General features: G+C 69.0%; 20 protein-coding genes. 13 read left to right on the forward strand and 7 right to left on the reverse strand.

Features of this window, described 5'->3' with window-relative positions; all coding sequences use genetic code 11:
- Positions 1 to 29: 29 nt before the first annotated feature.
- On the reverse strand, positions 30 to 758 hold the full coding sequence (locus ACWDMM_RS15245; protein ID WP_357207245.1) for a peptidylprolyl isomerase: 729 nt from the start codon (positions 756 to 758) through the stop codon (positions 30 to 32).
- Between the two features lie 211 nt (positions 759 to 969).
- Here ACWDMM_RS15245 and ACWDMM_RS15250 point away from each other — a divergent pair, with 211 nt between their 5' ends.
- The 4 genes from ACWDMM_RS15250 to ACWDMM_RS15265 are packed head-to-tail and all read left to right on the forward strand — an operon-like array spanning position 970 to position 5635.
- Positions 970 to 1806, forward strand: a complete 837-nt coding sequence (locus tag ACWDMM_RS15250) for a nitrilase-related carbon-nitrogen hydrolase (RefSeq protein ID WP_357105785.1) — start codon at positions 970 to 972, stop codon at positions 1804 to 1806.
- A 16-nt stretch (positions 1807 to 1822) separates the two neighbouring features.
- Positions 1823 to 3244, forward strand: a complete 1422-nt coding sequence (hydA, locus tag ACWDMM_RS15255; RefSeq protein ID WP_195080049.1) for a dihydropyrimidinase — start codon at positions 1823 to 1825, stop codon at positions 3242 to 3244.
- A gap of 31 nt (positions 3245 to 3275) precedes the next feature.
- Entirely contained in the window at positions 3276 to 4322 is a 1047-nt protein-coding gene (locus tag ACWDMM_RS15260; protein ID WP_195080048.1) for a TIGR03842 family LLM class F420-dependent oxidoreductase, read from the forward strand.
- Positions 4301 to 5635, forward strand: a complete 1335-nt coding sequence (locus tag ACWDMM_RS15265) for an aminotransferase class III-fold pyridoxal phosphate-dependent enzyme (protein ID WP_449937902.1) — start codon at positions 4301 to 4303, stop codon at positions 5633 to 5635. The genes ACWDMM_RS15260 and ACWDMM_RS15265 overlap by 22 nt, the downstream gene beginning before the upstream one ends.
- Here ACWDMM_RS15265 and ACWDMM_RS15270 read toward each other — a convergent pair.
- The gene (locus ACWDMM_RS15270; protein ID WP_357207249.1) at positions 5620 to 6144 is read right to left on the reverse strand and encodes a nitroreductase/quinone reductase family protein; all 525 of its coding nucleotides are present in this window, start codon (positions 6142 to 6144) and stop codon (positions 5620 to 5622) included. The genes ACWDMM_RS15265 and ACWDMM_RS15270 overlap by 16 nt on opposite strands.
- Positions 6145 to 6248: 104 nt before the next feature.
- On the opposite strand from ACWDMM_RS15270, the gene ACWDMM_RS15275 reads away from it, so the two are divergent.
- Both ACWDMM_RS15275 and ACWDMM_RS15280 read left to right on the forward strand, forming a co-directional pair.
- Positions 6249 to 6617 carry an arsenate reductase family protein gene (locus ACWDMM_RS15275; RefSeq protein ID WP_195080045.1) on the forward strand — a complete coding sequence of 123 codons (369 nt, stop codon included), beginning with the start codon at positions 6249 to 6251 and terminating at the stop codon, positions 6615 to 6617.
- Between the two features lie 44 nt (positions 6618 to 6661).
- Positions 6662 to 7342 carry a TIGR00266 family protein gene (locus ACWDMM_RS15280; protein ID WP_195080044.1) on the forward strand — a complete coding sequence of 227 codons (681 nt, stop codon included), beginning with the start codon at positions 6662 to 6664 and terminating at the stop codon, positions 7340 to 7342.
- Here ACWDMM_RS15280 and ACWDMM_RS15285 read toward each other — a convergent pair whose 3' ends face one another.
- The gene (locus tag ACWDMM_RS15285; protein WP_195080043.1) at positions 7343 to 7945 is read right to left on the reverse strand and encodes an NUDIX hydrolase; all 603 of its coding nucleotides are present in this window, start codon (positions 7943 to 7945) and stop codon (positions 7343 to 7345) included.
- A gap of 53 nt (positions 7946 to 7998) precedes the next feature.
- Between ACWDMM_RS15285 and ACWDMM_RS15290 the strand changes: the two genes are divergently transcribed.
- Positions 7999 to 8379 carry a nitroreductase family deazaflavin-dependent oxidoreductase gene (locus ACWDMM_RS15290; protein WP_195080042.1) on the forward strand — a complete coding sequence of 127 codons (381 nt, stop codon included), beginning with the start codon at positions 7999 to 8001 and terminating at the stop codon, positions 8377 to 8379.
- 74 nt (positions 8380 to 8453) lie between these two features.
- On the opposite strand, the gene ACWDMM_RS15295 is transcribed toward ACWDMM_RS15290, so the two are convergent.
- From ACWDMM_RS15295 to ACWDMM_RS15310, 4 genes are all read right to left on the reverse strand, one after another.
- On the reverse strand, positions 8454 to 9233 hold the full coding sequence (locus tag ACWDMM_RS15295; RefSeq protein WP_357105795.1) for an AraC family transcriptional regulator: 780 nt from the start codon (positions 9231 to 9233) through the stop codon (positions 8454 to 8456).
- A 97-nt stretch (positions 9234 to 9330) separates the two neighbouring features.
- Positions 9331 to 9618 (reverse strand): DUF427 domain-containing protein, encoded by a 288-nt coding sequence (locus ACWDMM_RS15300; RefSeq protein WP_195080040.1) that lies wholly within the window; start codon positions 9616 to 9618, stop codon positions 9331 to 9333.
- Between the two features lie 64 nt (positions 9619 to 9682).
- Positions 9683 to 10222 (reverse strand): NUDIX hydrolase, encoded by a 540-nt coding sequence (locus ACWDMM_RS15305; RefSeq protein ID WP_357105798.1) that lies wholly within the window; start codon positions 10220 to 10222, stop codon positions 9683 to 9685.
- A gap of 100 nt (positions 10223 to 10322) precedes the next feature.
- Positions 10323 to 11534 (reverse strand): DUF418 domain-containing protein, encoded by a 1212-nt coding sequence (locus ACWDMM_RS15310; protein WP_357105801.1) that lies wholly within the window; start codon positions 11532 to 11534, stop codon positions 10323 to 10325.
- A 121-nt stretch (positions 11535 to 11655) separates the two neighbouring features.
- Between ACWDMM_RS15310 and dop the strand changes: the two genes are divergently transcribed.
- The 6 genes from dop (at position 11656) to ACWDMM_RS15340 (ending at position 17328) form a co-directional block, all read left to right on the forward strand.
- The gene (gene dop / locus ACWDMM_RS15315; RefSeq protein ID WP_195080038.1) at positions 11656 to 13155 is read left to right on the forward strand and encodes a depupylase/deamidase Dop; all 1500 of its coding nucleotides are present in this window, start codon (positions 11656 to 11658) and stop codon (positions 13153 to 13155) included.
- 274 nt (positions 13156 to 13429) lie between these two features.
- Positions 13430 to 13624 (forward strand): ubiquitin-like protein Pup, encoded by a 195-nt coding sequence (locus tag ACWDMM_RS15320; protein ID WP_014986166.1) that lies wholly within the window; start codon positions 13430 to 13432, stop codon positions 13622 to 13624.
- On the forward strand, positions 13621 to 14475 hold the full coding sequence (gene prcB / locus ACWDMM_RS15325; RefSeq protein WP_195080037.1) for a proteasome subunit beta: 855 nt from the start codon (positions 13621 to 13623) through the stop codon (positions 14473 to 14475). Before ACWDMM_RS15320 ends, prcB begins: the two co-directional genes overlap by 4 nt.
- Positions 14476 to 14477: 2 nt before the next feature.
- Entirely contained in the window at positions 14478 to 15278 is an 801-nt protein-coding gene (prcA, locus tag ACWDMM_RS15330) for a proteasome subunit alpha (protein ID WP_449937891.1), read from the forward strand.
- Positions 15279 to 15508: 230 nt separating this feature from the next.
- Positions 15509 to 16867 (forward strand): Pup--protein ligase, encoded by a 1359-nt coding sequence (gene pafA, locus ACWDMM_RS15335; protein ID WP_174186519.1) that lies wholly within the window; start codon positions 15509 to 15511, stop codon positions 16865 to 16867.
- A gap of 164 nt (positions 16868 to 17031) precedes the next feature.
- Positions 17032 to 17328 carry an MTH1187 family thiamine-binding protein gene (locus tag ACWDMM_RS15340; RefSeq protein ID WP_195080298.1) on the forward strand — a complete coding sequence of 99 codons (297 nt, stop codon included), beginning with the start codon at positions 17032 to 17034 and terminating at the stop codon, positions 17326 to 17328.
- Positions 17329 to 17645 lie beyond the last annotated feature (317 nt).

Here is a 17645-nt window from a genome sequence, read left to right on the forward strand (position 1 = left end):
CGTCGCCGCCACCGTGGGCCGCCCGGAATTCAGTTGCGCACGGCGACGGAATCGAGCACCACGTCGACGGCCGGCTCGCCGTCGGACGAGCCGTCCTTCACCCCGGCGGCGGCGATGGCGTCGAGCACGTCCATGCCCGCGGTAACCCGGCCGAACGGGGTGTAGCTCGGCGGCAGCGGCGCGTCCCGGTAGACCAGGAAGAACTGGCTGCCGTTGGTGCCGGGGCCCGCGTTGGCCATCGCGATCGTGCCCGCCGGGTAGGTCGCGCCCGCCAGGTTCTCGTCCGGGAATTGGTAGCCGGGCCCGCCCATGCCGGTCGCGGTGGGGTCGCCGCATTGCAGGACGTAGATGCCGTCGGTGGTGATCCGATGGCACCTCGTGTGGTCGAAATACCGTTCCCCGGCCAGGAAAGCGAAGGAGTTGACCGTGCGCGGCGCGCGGGCGGCGTCCAGGGCGACGGTCACGGTGCCGCAAGTGGTGATCAGCGTCGCGGTGTAGTGCGCGGTGGGATCGATGGTCATGCCCGGTTCGGCGGGCCACTGCTTGCCGTTCGGCTGCCCCGCCGCAGGCACGCCACAGCCCGCCGGGCCCTGCTCCCGAGCCGGTGACGGAGTCGCCGAGACGACACCCGTCGCGGACGCCACCAGCGCCACGCTGACGGCGAGGACCCCGAGCAGCCGCAGCGATCGCCACGGTAGGCTCCGGCGCCCCGCCCGCCGGCCGTCGACGAGTTCTCGCGCTTGCACTTCGCTGCTCACCGCTGGAAATCTCCTTCACTCGGGGTTGCGCACCGGACGATGCAGCGCGAATCATTCCACCTCGCCCGGCTCCGCAGGGGAGTACCGCTCGATTGGCAGGGCGCGCACGGCCCCTGGGACGTCGGTGTATCGGTTGCCACGGATTGGCTACAAAACACTTATCGGCACTTTTCGAGCCACGTAGCCGGTTGCCGTTGACGTATAACGGGGCATGGGAATCGTTCGAGCAGCGCTGGTCCAGACGAACTGGACCGGCGACAAGGAGTCGATGCTCGCGGCGCACGAGGACTACGCGCGCCGCGCCGCCGCGCACGGGGCCGCGGTGATCTGCTTCCAAGAGCTGTTCTACGCGCCGTATTTCTGCCAGCGCCAGGACGCGCGGTTCTACGACTACGCCGAATCCGTCCCGGGGCCCACGACCGAGCGGTTCGCCGCACTCGCGAGGGAACTGGGCCTGGTCATGATCCTGCCGGTGTACGAGCAGGAACAGCCGGGTCTGCTGTACAACACCGCGGCGGTGATCGACGCCGACGGCAGCTATCTCGGCAAGTACCGCAAACACCACCTGCCGCACGTGCGCGGATTCTGGGAGAAGTTCTATTTCCGGCCGGGCAATCTCGGCTGGCCGGTGTTCGACACCGCGGTGGGCAAGCTCGGCGTGTACATCTGCTACGACCGGCACTTCCCGGAGGGGTGGCGCGCGCTGGCCCTCGCCGGCGCGGAACTCGTGTTCAATCCGTCGGCCACGTCGCGGGGCCTGTCCGGCTACCTCTGGCGACTGGAACAACCGGCGGCCGCGGTGGCCAACGAGTACTACATCGGCGCCATCAACCGGGTGGGCGCCGAGGAGTACGGCGACGACGATTTCTACGGCACCAGCTATTTCGTCGATCCAGAGGGCAAGTTCGTCGGCGATGTCGCCTCCGACAGCGACCCGGAGCTGGTCGTCCGCGATCTGGACATGGATCTGATCAAGGTGGTGCGCGACCGCTGGGCCTTCTACCGCGACCGCCGCCCCGACGCCTACGGGCCGCTGGTGGCCCCCTGAGACCGGGAAGATCGACATGGCGCGCACTTTCATCCACGGCGGCACGGTGGTCTCCGCCACCGGAGCGCAGCCGCTCGACGTGCTCGTCGACGGCGAGACCATCGCCGCCGTCCTGCGGCCGGGATCCGTCGGGCTGGGCGCGGACCTCGCCGCGTCCGCCGATCACGTGCTCGACGCGACCGGCAGATACGTCCTCCCGGGCGGCGTGGACGGCCACACTCACATGCAGATGCCCTTCGGCGGGACGGAAGCCTCCGACACCTTCGAGACCGGCACCCGCGCGGCCGCCTGGGGCGGCACCACCACCATCATCGACTTCGTCGTCCAGCGGCACGGCGAACGGGTCCAGGACACCCTTGCCGCCTGGCACGAGAAGGCGGCCGGGCAGTGCGCCATCGACTACGGCTTCCATCAGATCATCGGCGACGTCGACGACGAGTCCCTGAAGGCCATGAGCGAACTGATGGCCGAAGGCGTCACCAGCTTCAAACTCTTCATGGCCTACCCGGGTGTCTTCTACTCCACCGACGGCCAGATCCTGCGCGCCATGCAGACCGCGGCGGAGCTGGGCGCGCTGGTGATGATGCACGCGGAGAACGGGATCGCCATCGACGTGCTGGTCGAGCAGGCGCTCGCGCGAGGCGACACCGCGCCGTACTTCCACGGCACGACCAGACCGTGGCAGCTCGAGGAGGAAGCCACCCACCGCGCGATCATGCTGGCGGAGCTGACCGGCGTGCCGCTCTACGTCGTGCACGTGTCGGCCAAGCAGGCGCTGGCCCGGATCGCCGCCGCCCGCGACGCCGGGCGCAACGTCTTCGGCGAGACCTGCCCCCAGTACTTGTATCTGTCGCTCGAAGACCAACTCGGCGCACCGGGATTCGAAGGCGCCAAATGGGTGTGCTCCACGCCGCTGCGGTCGAAGGCCGAAGGGCATCAGGACGAGTTGTGGCGCTACCTGCGCACCGGCGACGTCACGGCGGTGGGCACCGATCACTGCCCGTTCTGCCTGAAGGACCAGAAGGAGATGGGGCTCGGCGACTTCAGCAAGATCCCCAACGGCATCGGGGGCGTCGAACATCGGATGGACCTGATGTTCCAGGGCGTCCGGTCCGGCCGGATCCCGCTGGAACGCTGGATCGACGTCTGCTGCACCACACCGGCCCGGATGTTCGGCATGTACCCGCGCAAAGGGGTGATCAGCCCGGGTGCGGACGCCGACATCGTCATCTACGACCCGGACGGCCACACCAGCATCGGTCTCGGCAAGACCCATCACATGAACATGGACTACTCGGCCTATGAGGGATTCGAGATCGAGGGTCATGTCGACACGGTGCTGTCGCGGGGCCGGGTGATCGTGGACGACGGCGTCTACCTCGGACGCGCCGGGCACGGTCGTTTCGTCACGCGTGGACTCGCGCAGAACCTGATCTGACCTTCGATCCTCGAAACGGAGAAGTGCCCGCATGGACATCGGTGTGGTGCTGCAATGCACGCCCCCCGCCTCGCGCGTGATCGAACTGGCCAGGCTCGCGGAGACCTACGGGTTCTCCCACGTCTGGACCTTCGACTCGCATCTGCTCTGGCAGGAGCCCTACGTCATCTACAGCCAGATTTTGGCCGCCACCCGCAAGGTCGTCGTCGGTCCGATGGTGACCAACCCGGCCACCAGGGATTGGACGGTGACCGCGTCGACCTTCGCCACGCTCAACGAGATGTTCGGCAACCGCACCGTCTGCGGGATCGGCCGCGGCGACTCGGCCGTGCGCACGCTGGGCGGCAAGCCCGCCACGCTGGCGACGCTGCGGCAAGCGATCGAGGTGATCCGCGAGCTGGGCAACGGTCGCAGCGCGCGGGTGGACGACACCGTCGTGCGGTTGCCGTGGGCGTCCGGCTCCCGGCTGGAGGTGTGGGCGGCGGGCTACGGGCCGCGCGCGCTCGAGCTGACCGGCGCCGTCGCCGACGGATTCATCCTGCAACTGGCCGACCCGGACATCGCGGCATGGACCATCGCCAGGGTGCGCGCCGCGGCCGAGCGCGCGGGCCGGGACCCGGCGACGGTCCGGATCTGCGTCGCCGCACCCGCGTACGTCACCGACGGCACGGACGCGGCGCTGGCGCACGCGCGGCAACAATGCCGGTGGTTCGGCGGGATGGTCGGCAACCACGTGGCGGAGATGGTGGCGAGATACGGTACCGCTGGCGAGATCCCGGCCGCCCTCACCGACTACGTCGAAGGCAGGCGCGGCTACGACTACAACCTGCACGGACGCGCGGACAATGTGCACGCCGAATTCGTGCCCGACGCCATCGTGGACCGCTTCTGCCTGCTGGGCACACCCGACGAGCACCTGTCCCGGCTGCGCGAGCTGGAGGGGCTCGGCGTGCACCAATTCGCCGTGTATCTCCAGCACGACGCGAAGAACGCGACGTTGGCGGCGTACGGTGAATCGGTGCTGCCAAGTCTCGCCTCCCTTGTCACCGCGACCCGATCGAACGAAGGGAGCGACTAGCCGTGGCCGATCACGTCTTCTATCCCTGGAGCGCGCAGGCCGAGTTGGACCCGGCTCCGATCACCGGGGCGTTCGGTTCCTACTTCTGGGACGACACCGGCAAGCGCTACCTGGATTTCTCCTCCCAGCTGGTCAATGTGAACATCGGCCACCAGCATCCGGACATCGTCGCGGCGATCGTCGCGCAGGCGCAGCGGTTGGCGACGATCTCGCCGACGGTCGGCAACGACGTGCGCAGCGAACTGGCCCGGCTGATCGTCGAGCGGGCTCCCGGCGACCTGAACCGGATCTTGTTCACCACCGGCGGCGCCGAGGCCGTCGAGCACGCGGTGCGTCTGGCGCGCAGCTACACCGGCCGAACGAAGATGCTCGCCGCCTACCGCTCCTACCACGGCGGTACGGGCGTCGCGATCGGCCTGACCGGGGAACCGCGCCGCTGGGGCGCGGAACCGACCAATGTCGACGTGGTGCGGTTCTTCGGGCCCTACCCGTACCGGTCACCGTGGGGCACGGCGACTCCCGAGGAGGAGACGGCCGCCGCGCTGCGGCACCTGCGGCAGGTCATCGAACTGGAGGGGCCGCAGCACATCGCGGGACTGATCCTGGAGACGGTGGTCGGCACCAACGGTGTGCTCGTCCCGCCGCCCGGTTACCTCGCCGGCGTGCGGGCGCTGTGCGACGAGTTCGGCATCGTCTACATCGCCGACGAGGTGATGGTCGGGTTCGGCCGGGTCGGCGAATGGTTCGCGGTGCAGGCGTTCGGCGTCGAGCCGGACATCATCACCTTCGCCAAGGGGGTGAACTCCGGCTACGTCCCGCTCGGCGGCGTGCTCATGGCCGAGCGGATCGCGCAGCGCTACGACCATGTGGCGTATCCGGGCGGACTCACCTACGCGGGTCACCCGCTGGCCTGCGCGGCGGGCGTCGCCTCGATCGCGGTGTTCGAGCGGGAGGGCATCCTCGATCACGTGCGGGCGGTGGGCGCCGATGTGCTCGGCAAAGGCCTGCGCGAACTGGCCGGTCGTCATCCGAGCGTCGGCGAGGTGCGCGGGCTGGGCTTCTTCTGGGCGCTGGAACTGGTCCGGGACCAGCGCGACAGGCAGCCGCTGATCCCATACGCGGCGACGGGCGCGGACGCCGAACCGATGACCGCGGTCACCGCGGCGGCGAAGGCGCGCGGGCTGTGGCCGTTCAACGCGGGCAACCGCTTCCAGATCGCGCCGCCGCTGACCACGACGGCCGACGAACTGCGCACCGGCCTGGAGATCGTCGACGAAGTGCTCGACGTCGCCGACGGCTACCTCGGCAGCTGAGCCGCTCGGTGCGGCGTCAGTTCCACCACCACGCCGCCCTGCTGCCAGGTCTGGTAGATATCGGCCTTGGAGGGCGAACCGTCGGCGGTGAAGCCGATGCCGTTGTACTTGGCGTTCTGCTTGTTGTCCCGCGCGACGATCTCGTAGAGCCGCAGCACCTCTGCCTCGCCTGTGTGCACCACCGGGTCGAAGGTGCGCGGCTCGCCGCCGAAGGAGGCCCGCACCGGATCGCCCGCCTTCAGGTTCTTGACCCACGGACGCAGGGCGGTGCCGATCAGCAGACTGTCACCGTGCCGGGTGTAGGCCACCGGCACGTCGTAGACCTTCCCCGACTTGCGCCCGACGACGTGCAGGATCATCAGCCGCTTGCCGACGATGCCCGACAGGCCGGGCACGCGCAGCAGCGTGCGCACGACCCGATTCATCACGCCCTGATAGGCGGGAATGCGTTCGGGACCGGAGGTGGTCGGTGTGCCGTAAGGGTTTTCGGGCGACGCGTGCTCAGTCATGGCTTCCAGTATCGGAGCACGCGCCGCGCTCGGCGCTACGAAGTCCGAGATCCGCCAGTGGACGCGCGGCGGACGAGGACGCGCGCCCTCGGTACCCTGCGTGCATGACTTCCGGGCAGACCGAAATCTGGCACAACCCGCGGTGCAGCAAGAGCCGCAACGCCACCGCGTTCCTGAACGAGGCCGGTGTCGACTACACCGTGCGCAAGTATCTGGACCAGCCGCCGACGGCCGCCGAACTGCGTGAGGTGTTGCGCCGGCTGGACGCCGAACCGTGGGAGATCACCCGCACCGGCGAGCAGGTCGCCAAGGATCTCGGCATGGCGAGCTGGCCGCGGACCGCCGCGGACCGGGACCGCTGGATCGACGCGCTGGTCGAACATCCAGCGCTGATCCAACGGCCGATCGTGCTCACCGCCGACGGCGGCGCGGTGCTGGCCCGCGACGACGCCGCACTGCGCGATCTGCTCTGAGTCGCGTTCCCGCCGTACGGAACCCGGCGGTAGGGTCGGCGGACATGAAGGTACAACTGCGCCACAGTCCCGCCGCCGCCGTCGCGCGGTGCTTCCTCGCCGGGGGCGAGCCGATGCGGGTCGAGAGCGGCGCCATGGTGGCGCACTCGGCGGGAGTCACGTTGCAGGCCAAGGCCGAGGGCGGCATCCTGGCCGGACTCAAGCGGTCGGTGCTGGCGGGGGAATCGTTCTTCGTCTCGACGTTCACCGCGCCGCCGCAGGGCGGATGGGTCGACGTGGCGCCCGCGCTTCCCGGCGACATGCTCAATTTGCAGATCACGCCGGACCGGCCGTTCTTCATCAGCCGAGGGGGCTGGATCGCCAACTCGCACGGCGTGCAGGTGGAGAGCAAGTGGGGCGGTTTCGCCAATCTGTTCGGCGGCGAGGGCGGGTTCGGTCTGCGCGCGCACGGCGAGGGCGAGATCGTGGTCGGCGTGTTCGGCGCGATCGACGTGATCGATCTGCAACCGGGCGAGCCGATCACGATCGACACCGGGCACGTGGTCGCCTACGACCTGGCGATGAATTTCAGCATCCGGCGAGCGGTGTCGGGTCGATCGATCCAATCGTTGAAATCCGGCGAGGGCTTCGTCTTCGATTTCACCGGTCCCGGCCGGGTGCTGTTGCAGACGCGCAACCCCGGTGCGTTCGCCGCCTGGGCGGCGTCCGTCGCGTCGTCCAGCTGATCAGGGTCGCGTCCCGGCGTCCTCCGGTGGCCGGGCGCAGCTCAGCAGGTCGGTGATGAGCAGGCGAGTGTCCGGGACGAACGGCCAGTCCGGATCGGCCAGACGCGCCAGCAGCTCGGCGTCGGTCCACCACCATCCCGCGGCGATTTCGTCGGGTTGGTGGCGGATCGGCCCGTCGTAGCGCGCCTCGTACGCGAACAGGTGACAGCGCATCGGCCGCCCGGCCCACTCACCGTCCCAGGAGACCGTCGCCAGCGGTTGGGGGGAGACGGCGGCGAGGTCGGGCGTGACGCCCAGTTCCTCGGCCAGTTCGCGCACGGCCGTCCCGCGTGGCGCTTCGCCCGGCGCGACCACACCACCGGCGAGGCAGTCGTGCATGCCCGCGAAAACGAGCTTGGACTCGGTGCGGCGGTGCACGTAGACGCGCTCGCCGTCACCGGACCGCAGGAGCACGCCCGCGCTGGCGTGCCACAATCCGTCGCGGTAGACCGTTGACCGCTCGGCGGCGCCCACCGGGTTGCCCGCCGCATCGTAGACCGCGATCGTTTCGCCGCCCGGATCTCCGGCGTGGGGCGGCTCGCGATGACACGGCGGAGCGGACATGGGTCGAGAGTAACGTGAACACCGCACGCCACAGGGAGAGAGGATCGCCGCCCATGGTGCTTCCGCACGCACTGGCGAATTTCAACCGGCATGTCACCAACCCCACCGCGGGCCTGGTCGCGGGACGCGCGCCCGGCTTCGGCATCGTGCTGCACAAGGGCAGGAAGTCGGGACGGGCCTACCGCACCCCGGTCATGGTCTTCGAGCAGGACGGCGCCTACCGGATCGCGCTGACCTACGGCCGGGATGTCGACTGGGTCAAGAACATCCGCGCCGCGGGCGGTTTCGCCCTGGAAACCCGCGGCCATGTCGTCGAGCTGACCGACCCGGTCGTGCGGCATGACCCGTCCGCCGCGTGGGCGCCGCTCGGTGTGCGCCAGGTGCTGAAGACGATCTCGGCGGACTACTACGTCGAGGCCCGTCCGGCGGACTGATCCCGTCCCCGCTTGTCCGCCGTGCACCGGCAACAGCGTCATCGCCGCACCGCGCTCCCATCGCGCGGGTGCGTCTATTCGCCGGTGTGGCTCAGCGCCGCGGGAGACAACCCGAACGTCCGGCGGCAGGTGCGGGTGAGGTCAGCGCCGTCGGAGAAGCCCGCCGCGTGCGCGGCCGTCGTGAGATCGTCTCCGGCCAGCGCGCGGGTGCGCGCGATGTGCAGCCGCAGCCACAGGATGTAGCGACGCAACGGAATTCCCATCTGCTCGGTGAACAGGTGGGACAGCCGGGGCGCGGGAATGCCCAACTGCCGTGCGACATCCGCGCCGCGCACCGACCCCGTGCGCACCAGAGCGGGCAGCAGTTGCAGGGCCGCCGTGATCACCGCGTGCCGCTCGCCCGGGCCCGCGGCGCCGTCCTGGGGCAGCAGATCGTCGACGACCGCGGTGACCTGCGCGGTCAGATCCCCGCCACCGGCGGTGATGCCCAGGTTGTCGGCGTCGTCGACCCAGCCGTTGAGGTGGGCCCTGCGATCGGCCGCCGCGCCCGCGGCCGTCTCGGGGTCGAGGTAGACGGCCGTGCCGTGCGCGGCGCCCACGTCGATCCGGTGCGGCGCGTCGGTCGGCACGATGACGTGGGTGCCCTGCCTGCGGACACCGCTACCGTCCACCACCACGATCGGCGTGCTCGCGGCGACGATCTGCACCGCGTGATGCGCGTGCAACTCCGTGGGACCGATCGATCCGGCGAAGGCCAGCACCCCCGGCCGCAGCAGCGCGAGACCCGCCCGCGCCGGTTCGTCCGCCGCGCTCCCCGGCGCCGTCGAGAAGCCGTTGGTGACCAGAGCCTTCATCATGGGATGCTCCCGGCTGAGACACTCGCGCTGAATCCTGGGATGAGCGTATCGGTTTCAGCCGGGTGGTATTCCCGATTCCTCCGATTACCGCCGGTCAGCTCTCGGTGACCTCGACGCCGCGCCAGAACGCGACGTAATCCTTGATCTGTGCCGCCTTGGTCTTCGGCTCCGGGTAGTACCAGGCGGCGTCGGGGTTGCTGTCTCCGTCGACCACCACGGTGTAGTAGCTGGCGGTGCCCTTCCACGGGCAGTAGCTGTGCGTGTCGGAGGGCTGGAAGAACTCGGGCCGGATCGAGTCCGGCGGGAAGTAGTGATTGCCCTCGACGATGATGGTGTCATTGCTGGTCGCGAGGACGCGGCCGTGCCAAGTTGCCGTTGCCATACTTCGATTCTGCCCCGGTCCTACCGGTGGGCGGTGGCCGAGCAGGTGCGGCCGGAGGCCGAGATCATTCGCGATGGCCGGGCCGGTGGAGTTCGACGGCCAATGCCACGAGTTCGCTCAGGTACGCGCCGTCCGATCCGGCCCGCCGCGTCGCTTCGGCCAAGGGGAAGGTACGCACCTCGAGGATCTGCTCGGCGTCGTCCGGATTGGTCGGGTCGGAGTCGAGCACCACATCCGCGGTGCACCACAGCCACGCCTTGTGCGGATGCGGCTGCCACTCGCGATGCGGTGCGCACCCGTTGCTCGTCGCGTGATGCGCGCCGATCCATCGGATCGGCCCCACCGGGCGTGCTCCCGCCTCCTCCCGCAGTTCGCGGCGCACGCACGCGTCGATCGACTCGCCGCGTTCCCTGGTGCCGCCAGGGATCAGCCAGACATCGCGGTCGTCACGGCACAGCACGATCTCGTCGCCGACGAAACAGACGACGTGGATATTGGTGACCAGTCCGTCGGACGGGAGCGTGGTGGAGAACCGCACATCCAGGTCGCCCCACGCCCAGTGGGCCGGTGTGTGCAGCAAGGGGTAGCGATCGGCGAGCGTCACAGCACGACGGTAGCGGTCGCCGAGCGACGTGTCCGCCGGATCGCCGCGGCTGCGACTAGTGCAGGGCCGCAATGGAATCGGCCTGTCCGCATCCCGGTGTTCAGCGTTCCCTGGCCAGCGCCCGGTAACTCACGTTCCAGAACCACTCCACCGGTCCCCGCTCGAAGCGTCGCAGCCACAGGTGCGCTCCGGACGCGATGATCAGCGCCACCAGCACGTAGACACCGATGGTGAACGGGACGCGGTCGTCGGCCGAGACGCGCGCGGCGAGTCCGAAACCCCAGCCGTAGCAGAGCATCGATGCCACCAGGTTCTGCAGGATGTAGCAGCTGAGCGCGGTGCGGCCGATCTCGGCGAAACGCCGCCCGGCGAAACCGGGGCGGGGGCGTCGCAGGTACCACTCGGCGACCGCGGCCAGAATGCCGAGCGCGACGAACGGGGCGCTGCCGTACCGGGTGAACAGGATGAGGTCGCCACCGCCCAGGATCCCGACGCCGAGGTCGATCGGCGCGGCTATCCCGAAGCCGAGGACCATCAGCCGCTTGCGCAGCCGCGCGCCATCCGGGGCGAACACACCCGCCCGGAACAGCCGCGCGCCGGTCAGGAACAGCGCGACCGACATCGCGAAGACGAAGATCGTCTCCGCCCGGAACAGCCCGGCGTTGCCGAGGCGGAACAGCGCCAGCTCCCAGAACGAGCCGTCGGCATAGGGATTCGGGTCCAGCGCACGACGCGCCGCAGCACCCTGTCGCGGCGCGAACGCCAGAGCGAGCGCGATCAGCGTCAGCAGCGCCACGTGCACGGCCGCCGCGCCGACCAGCCAGCGCCGCCGCGCCCGCTCACCGGTGGCGAGCACGAACGCGACCACGAGCCCGGTCACCGCGTAACCCATCAGGACGTCGAACTCGGCGACGAAGACGAAATTGACCAGACCGTCCAGAAACAGCAGTCCCGCGCGCCAGGGATACTTCCCCGGCCAGCGGCGCCCTGCCTTGCCGGCCGAGCGTTGCTGGATGGCGAGGCCGATGCCGAACATGATGGTGAGCAGCCCGAGGAACTTGCCCTGCGCCACCTGCTGGAGCACGCGCTCGGTCCAGGTCCATCCACCGGCCGGCGCACCCAGATCGTGCAGATAGCCGATCAGCCCCTCCGGGTTGGTGACGATCCAGATGTTGGTGGCGAGCGTGCCGAGGATCGCGATCCCGCGCAGCACGTCCAACGCGACGAGCCGGGCGGGTTCCTGCGGCGGCTCGAGCGCCGGACGGCGCTGCTCGGTGGTCTCGACGGGGCGGGCTGCGGTCGACTCGGACATGTCCCGACTATCGCGCCGACCTGCGCCGCGACGAGTCCTCCGGAAGTACCACCTGCGGTATGACATTGGACTCCGCCGGTCGCGGCGGGTCCGGCCGGGTGCGTGACCTAGGCTCGATGCCATGCAGCGCATCATCGGAATAGAGGTCGAATACGGCATCTCGACCCCGACCGAGCCGTCGGCCAACCCGATCCTCACCTCGACCCAGGCGGTCCTGGCCTACGCCGCGGCCGAGGGCGTGCCGCGCGCCAAGCGCACCCGATGGGACTACGAGGTGGAGTCGCCGCTGCGCGACGCGCGCGGATTCGACCTGAGCCGGATGAACGGGCCCGCGCCGGTGATCGACGCCGACGAGGTGGGCGCGGCGAACATGATCCTCACCAACGGCGCCCGGCTCTACGTCGACCACGCCCACCCGGAGTACTCCGCGCCCGAGGTCACCGACCCGCTGGACGCGGTGATCTGGGACAAGGCGGGCGAGCGGGTGATGGAGGCCGCCGCGCGGCACGCCTCCAGCGTGCCGGGGGCCCCGCGGCTGCAGCTGTACAAGAACAACGTGGACGGCAAGGGCGCCTCCTACGGCACCCACGAGAACTATCTGATGAGCCGGGACACCCCGTTCAACCAGATCATCGTCGGGCTCACGCCGTTCTTCGTGTCCCGCCAGGTGGTGTGCGGGTCCGGCCGGGTCGGCATCGGCCAGTCCGGCGACCACGCCGGCTTCCAGCTGTCCCAGCGCTCGGACTACATCGAGGTCGAGGTCGGCCTGGAGACCACGCTCAAGCGGGGCATCATCAACACCCGCGACGAGCCGCACGCCGACGCCGACAAGTACCGCAGGCTGCACGTCATCATCGGCGACGCCAACCTGGCCGAGATGTCGACCTACCTGAAGGTCGGCACCACCGCCCTGGTCCTCGACCTGATCGAAGCGGGCGAGGACCTGTCGGATCTGCAGCTGGCGCGCCCGGTCACCGCGGTGCACACGATCAGCCACGACCCCACGCTGCGGGCGACCGTCGCGCTCGCCGACGGCCGCGAACTCACCGGCCTCGCGTTGCAGCGTGTGTACCTGGACCGGGTGATCAAGTTCGTCGACCGCACCGGCAACGACGACAAGCGCGTGCAGGACATCATCGAGAACTGGGCCATGGTGCTCGACCTGCTCGAACGCGACCCGATGGAGTGCGCGAACCTGCTCGACTGGCCCGCCAAGCTGCGCCTGCTCGAGGGCATGCGCAGCCGCGAGGGCCTCGGCTGGGCGGCCCCCAAGCTGCACCTGATGGACCTGCAGTACTCCGACGTGCGCTTGGACAAGGGTCTCTACAACCGCCTGGTCGCGCGCGGCTCGATGAAGCGGCTGATCACCGAGCAGCAGGTCCTCGACGCCATGACCAATCCGCCCACCGACACCCGCGCCTACTTCCGCGGCGAGTGCCTGCGCCGCTTCGGCGCCGACATCGCGGCGGCCAGCTGGGACTCGGTGATCTTCGACCTGGGCGGCGACTCCCTGGTCCGCATCCCCACCCTGGAACCGCGCCGCGGCACCAAGGCCCACGTCGGCAAACTCCTCGACGGGGTGACCACCGCCGCCGACTTGGTGGAGCAGCTGACGACGTAAACCACACGGGCGCCACCGCGGGTTTCGAGCGAAGCGAGATCGGGCATTGTCCGTTCGCGGCTCGAGCCACAAGGGGGCCGCGAACACTCGGCGCCGCAGTCGCTGCAAAATCGACACAGCGCCGAAGGCGCTGCCGAACCAACACCGCACACAAAATAGGCACGCTGTCGGTGCTGGTAGGTAGTGTTGAGGGACGAGCACGGACAATGCTCATGATCGGGATCGTGCTCACCATGTGTTCCGGTCATGATGAGGACAGAGGAGGTCGGCTGCCATGGCACAAGAGCAGACCAAGCGCGCCGGGGGTGGCGACGAGGACGAGGGCCCCGACGGTGTAGACGCCGCCGGTCAGGAGCGCCGCGAGAAGCTGGCGGAGGAAACCGACGACCTGCTCGACGAGATCGATGACGTGCTCGAGGAGAACGCCGAGGACTTCGTCCGCGCGTACGTGCAGAAAGGTGGCCAGTGACAGTCGGTGACCCCTCGCGTCTCCACCTGGGGTACGCCCTTTCTTCCTTCTCCGACTATCTCCGTATGCATGCACCGGATCTGTTGCCAGGCAACAGGTTCGCCCAGGGTGCCGCCGGAATCCCCGGCGGCACTTCCGCGAAGGAGATCGCTCCGCACGGCACCACCATCGTCGCGGTGAGTTATCGCGGCGGTGTGCTGATCGCCGGCGACCGGCGCGCCACGCAGGGGAACCTGCTGGCCAGCCGGGATATCGAGAAGGTGTACATCACCGACAGCTATTCCGCGGCAGGCATCGCAGGCACCGCGGGTATGGCGGTGGAGATGGTGCGGATCTTCGCGGTGGAGCTGGAGCACTACGAGAAGTTGGAGGGCGTGCCGCTGACCTTCGACGGCAAGGCCAACAAGCTGTCGAAGATGGTGCGCGAGAATCTGCCCGCGGCCCTGCAGGGTCTGGCGGTGGTGCCGATGCTGGTCGGCTACGACCTGGACGCCACCGATCCGGACAAGGCGGGCCGCATCGTTTCGTTCGATGTGGTGGGTGGACGCAGCGAGGAGCGTTTCGGGTACGCCGCGGTCGGTTCCGGCTCGATGTTCGCGAAGTCTTCGCTGAAGAAGCTGTACGCCAAGGGACTCGATCAGGACCGCGCGTTGCGCATCGCCGTCGAGTCGCTGTTCGACGCGGCCGACGACGACACCGCGACGGGTGGCCCGGATCTGGTGCGCGGCATCTTCCCGACGGCGATCGTGATCGACGAGGAGGGTGCGGTCGAGGTGGCCGAGTCGCGGCTGGCGGAGATCACCCGCGGCATCGTCGCCGACCGCGAGGCCGCCGAGGAAGGGAGCGCCTGATCATGACGTTGCCGTACTACGCGTCGGCCGAGCAGATCATGCGCGACAAGACCGAGCTCGCGCGCAAGGGCATCGCTCGGGGGCGCAGCGTCGTGGTCTTGACGTATGACAAGGGTGTGCTGTTCGTCGCCGAGAACCCCTCCGCGACGCTGCACAAGGTGAGTGAACTCTACGACCGCATCGGGTTCGCCGCGGTCGGGAAGTACAACGAGTTCGAGAATCTGCGCAGGGGCGGCATCCTGCAGGCCGACATCCGGGGGTATCAGTACGACCGCCGCGATGTCACCGGCCGCGCATTGGCCAACGCCTACGCGCAGACTCTCGGCACGATCTTCACCGATCAGCTCAAGCCCTACGAGGTGGAGATCTGTGTGGCGGAGGTCGGTTATCCGGAACAGGCCGCGCAATCGGTGCTATACCGGATCACCTTCGACGGGTCGATCGTGGACGAGCGGGAGTTCGTGGTGATGGGCGGCACGACCGAGCCGATCGTCACCGCGTTGAAGTCGTCCTACCAACCGGGCCTCGACCTGGCGTCGGCGGTCGGCGTCGCGGTGCGCGCGCTGCAAGCGGGCGTCCCGGAAGGCGCGGAGAAGGAGAAGCGGGTGCTGGGTGTGAGCTCGCTCGAGGTCGCGACCTTGGAGCAGGCGCGTCCACGCCGGGCGTTCCGGCGGGTGCCCAACGCGGCGCTGGAGCGTTTGCTGAACCCGGCGGAAGCCGCCGAGCAGGCCGCTGCGGACCAGTCCGGCTCCGAGTCGGAGCAGGACAAGCCGTCGGCGAAGGAGACTCCGTCAGCGGAGTGATCCGGCGGGAGTGATCCCAGCGGCGACGAGTTCGACGGCCCGCGAACCACGGCAGGTTCGCGGGCCGTATCGACATGTCCGGTGCCGGACCGAACCGTGCATCCTCCGGTGAAACCGGCGTTCCACCCGGCCGAATTCCGACAAAGCGGGCCAAATCGTTGTGAAGACGTATGCATCCGGGTTGTTCGGTGCCCCACGCAACACGCCGACATGGCTGTAATGTCGATAGTGTGCAGCGACGAATTATGGGGATCGAGACCGAGTTCGGTGTGACATGCACCTTCCACGGTCACCGTCGACTGTCCCCCGACGAGGTGGCCCGGTATCTGTTCCGCCGGGTGGTGTCCTGGGGCCGTAGCTCGAACGTGTTCCTCCGCAACGGTGCCCGGCTCTACCTCGACGTCGGGTCGCATCCGGAGTACGCGACCGCGGAATGCGACAACCTGGCGCAATTGGTGACCCACGACCGTGCGGGCGAGCGGGTCCTCGAAGAGTTGCTGATCGACGCCGAGCAGCGTCTGGCCGAAGAAGGCATCGGCGGCGACATCTACCTGTTCAAGAACAACACCGACTCCGCGGGCAACTCCTACGGCTGCCACGAGAACTTCCTGGTGGTGCGGGCGGGGGAGTTCTCCCGGATCTCCGACGTGCTGCTGCCGTTCCTGGTCACCCGCCAGCTGATCTGCGGCGCGGGCAAGGTGCTGCAGACCCCGAAGGCCGCCACCTTCTGCCTGTCGCAGCGTGCCGAGCACATCTGGGAGGGCGTCTCCTCGGCGACCACGCGCTCGCGGCCGATCATCAACACCCGCGACGAGCCACACGCCGACGCGGAGAAGTACCGCCGCCTGCACGTGATCGTCGGCGACTCGAACATGTCCGAGACCACCACCATGCTCAAGGTCGGCACGGCCGCCCTGGTGCTGGAGATGATCGAGGCGGGCGTCTCGTTCCGCGACTTCGCGCTGGACAATCCGATCCGCGCGATCCGCGAGGTCAGCCACGACCTGACCGGTCGTCGTCCGGTGCGCCTGGCGGGCGGCCGGCAGGCCAGCGCCCTGGACATCCAGCGCGAGTACTACGCCCGCGCCGTGGAGCACCTGCGCAATCGGGACCGCGATCCGCAGATCGACCAGGTGGTGGACCTGTGGGGCCGCACCTTGGACGCGGTCGAGGCGCAGGACTTCGCGAAGGTCGACACCGAGATCGACTGGGTGATCAAGCGCAAGCTGTTCCAGCGCTACCAGGACCGCTACGGCATGGAACTGTCCGATCCCAAGATCGCCCAGCTGGATCTGGCCTATCACGACATCAAGCGCGGACGCGGCGTCTTCGACCTGCTGCAGCGCAAGGGCCTGGCCAAGCGCGTCACCGAGGACGAGGCCGTGGACGCCGCCGTCGACACCCCGCCGCAGACCACCAGGGCGAAGCTGCGCGGTGACTTCATCACCGCCGCCCAGGAGGCCGGCCGCGACTTCACCGTCGACTGGGTGCACCTGAAGCTGAACGACCAGGCGCAGCGCACCGTGCTGTGCAAGGATCCGTTCCGCTCGGTCGACGAGCGCGTCGATCGCCTGATCGCGTCGATGTAATCCCCAGCGCCTGCGGCGCTGGGTGTTCGCGGCCCTCTTGTGGCTCGCGTGCGCGGCGCCGGGCCGGGAACGGCGGATGCTCGGTCTCGCTTCGCTCGAAGGTCGTCGTTGGGGTGCGCTGGGGCTTCGGTGCCTGAGGTTGCGCCTGCGTGCATGATCGAGACATGATCATCGCCTTCTCCGTCACACCGCTCGGGACCGGCGTCGACGTCGGGCGCGCCGTCGCGGAGGCGGTCCGCGTGGTGCGTGCCAGTGGACTGCCCAATCGCACCGACGCCATGTTCACCACCATCGAGGGCGAATGGGACGAGGTGATGGCCGTGGTGAAACAGGCGACCGACGCCATCCTCGCCGTCGCGCCGCGCTGCAGCCTGGTGCTGAAGGCCGACATCCGCCCCGGCGTGACGGACGCGATGACCGCCAAGGTGGAGAAAGTGGAGCGCTACCTGGCCGAAGGCTGAGGACCCGCGCGTTCCAGCCGAGCCGATGGTCCACCTCCGCAGCGCGGTACCGACCCTTGTCGCTGCCGCGCCCGGTCCGCTCCTCGGACGCGAATCCAAGGCCAAGGCCGCCACCGCGAAGTCGTATTCCAGCCGAAACGATTGCCCGAGGGGCAAACGCCGAAGTCGGGACATGCATCTTCCAGCGTGCCCAACGCACCTCGACTACGCCTTTCGAGCGAAGCGAGACCGAGCCTGTTCCGTTCGCGGCCCGGCTCGCGTGTGCGCGGTCGCCGCGTACGCGACGAAGGAGCAAGCGGCGGTCGCGCACACGCGAG

It is taken from the genome of Nocardia sp. NPDC003726, from assembly GCF_053586955.1.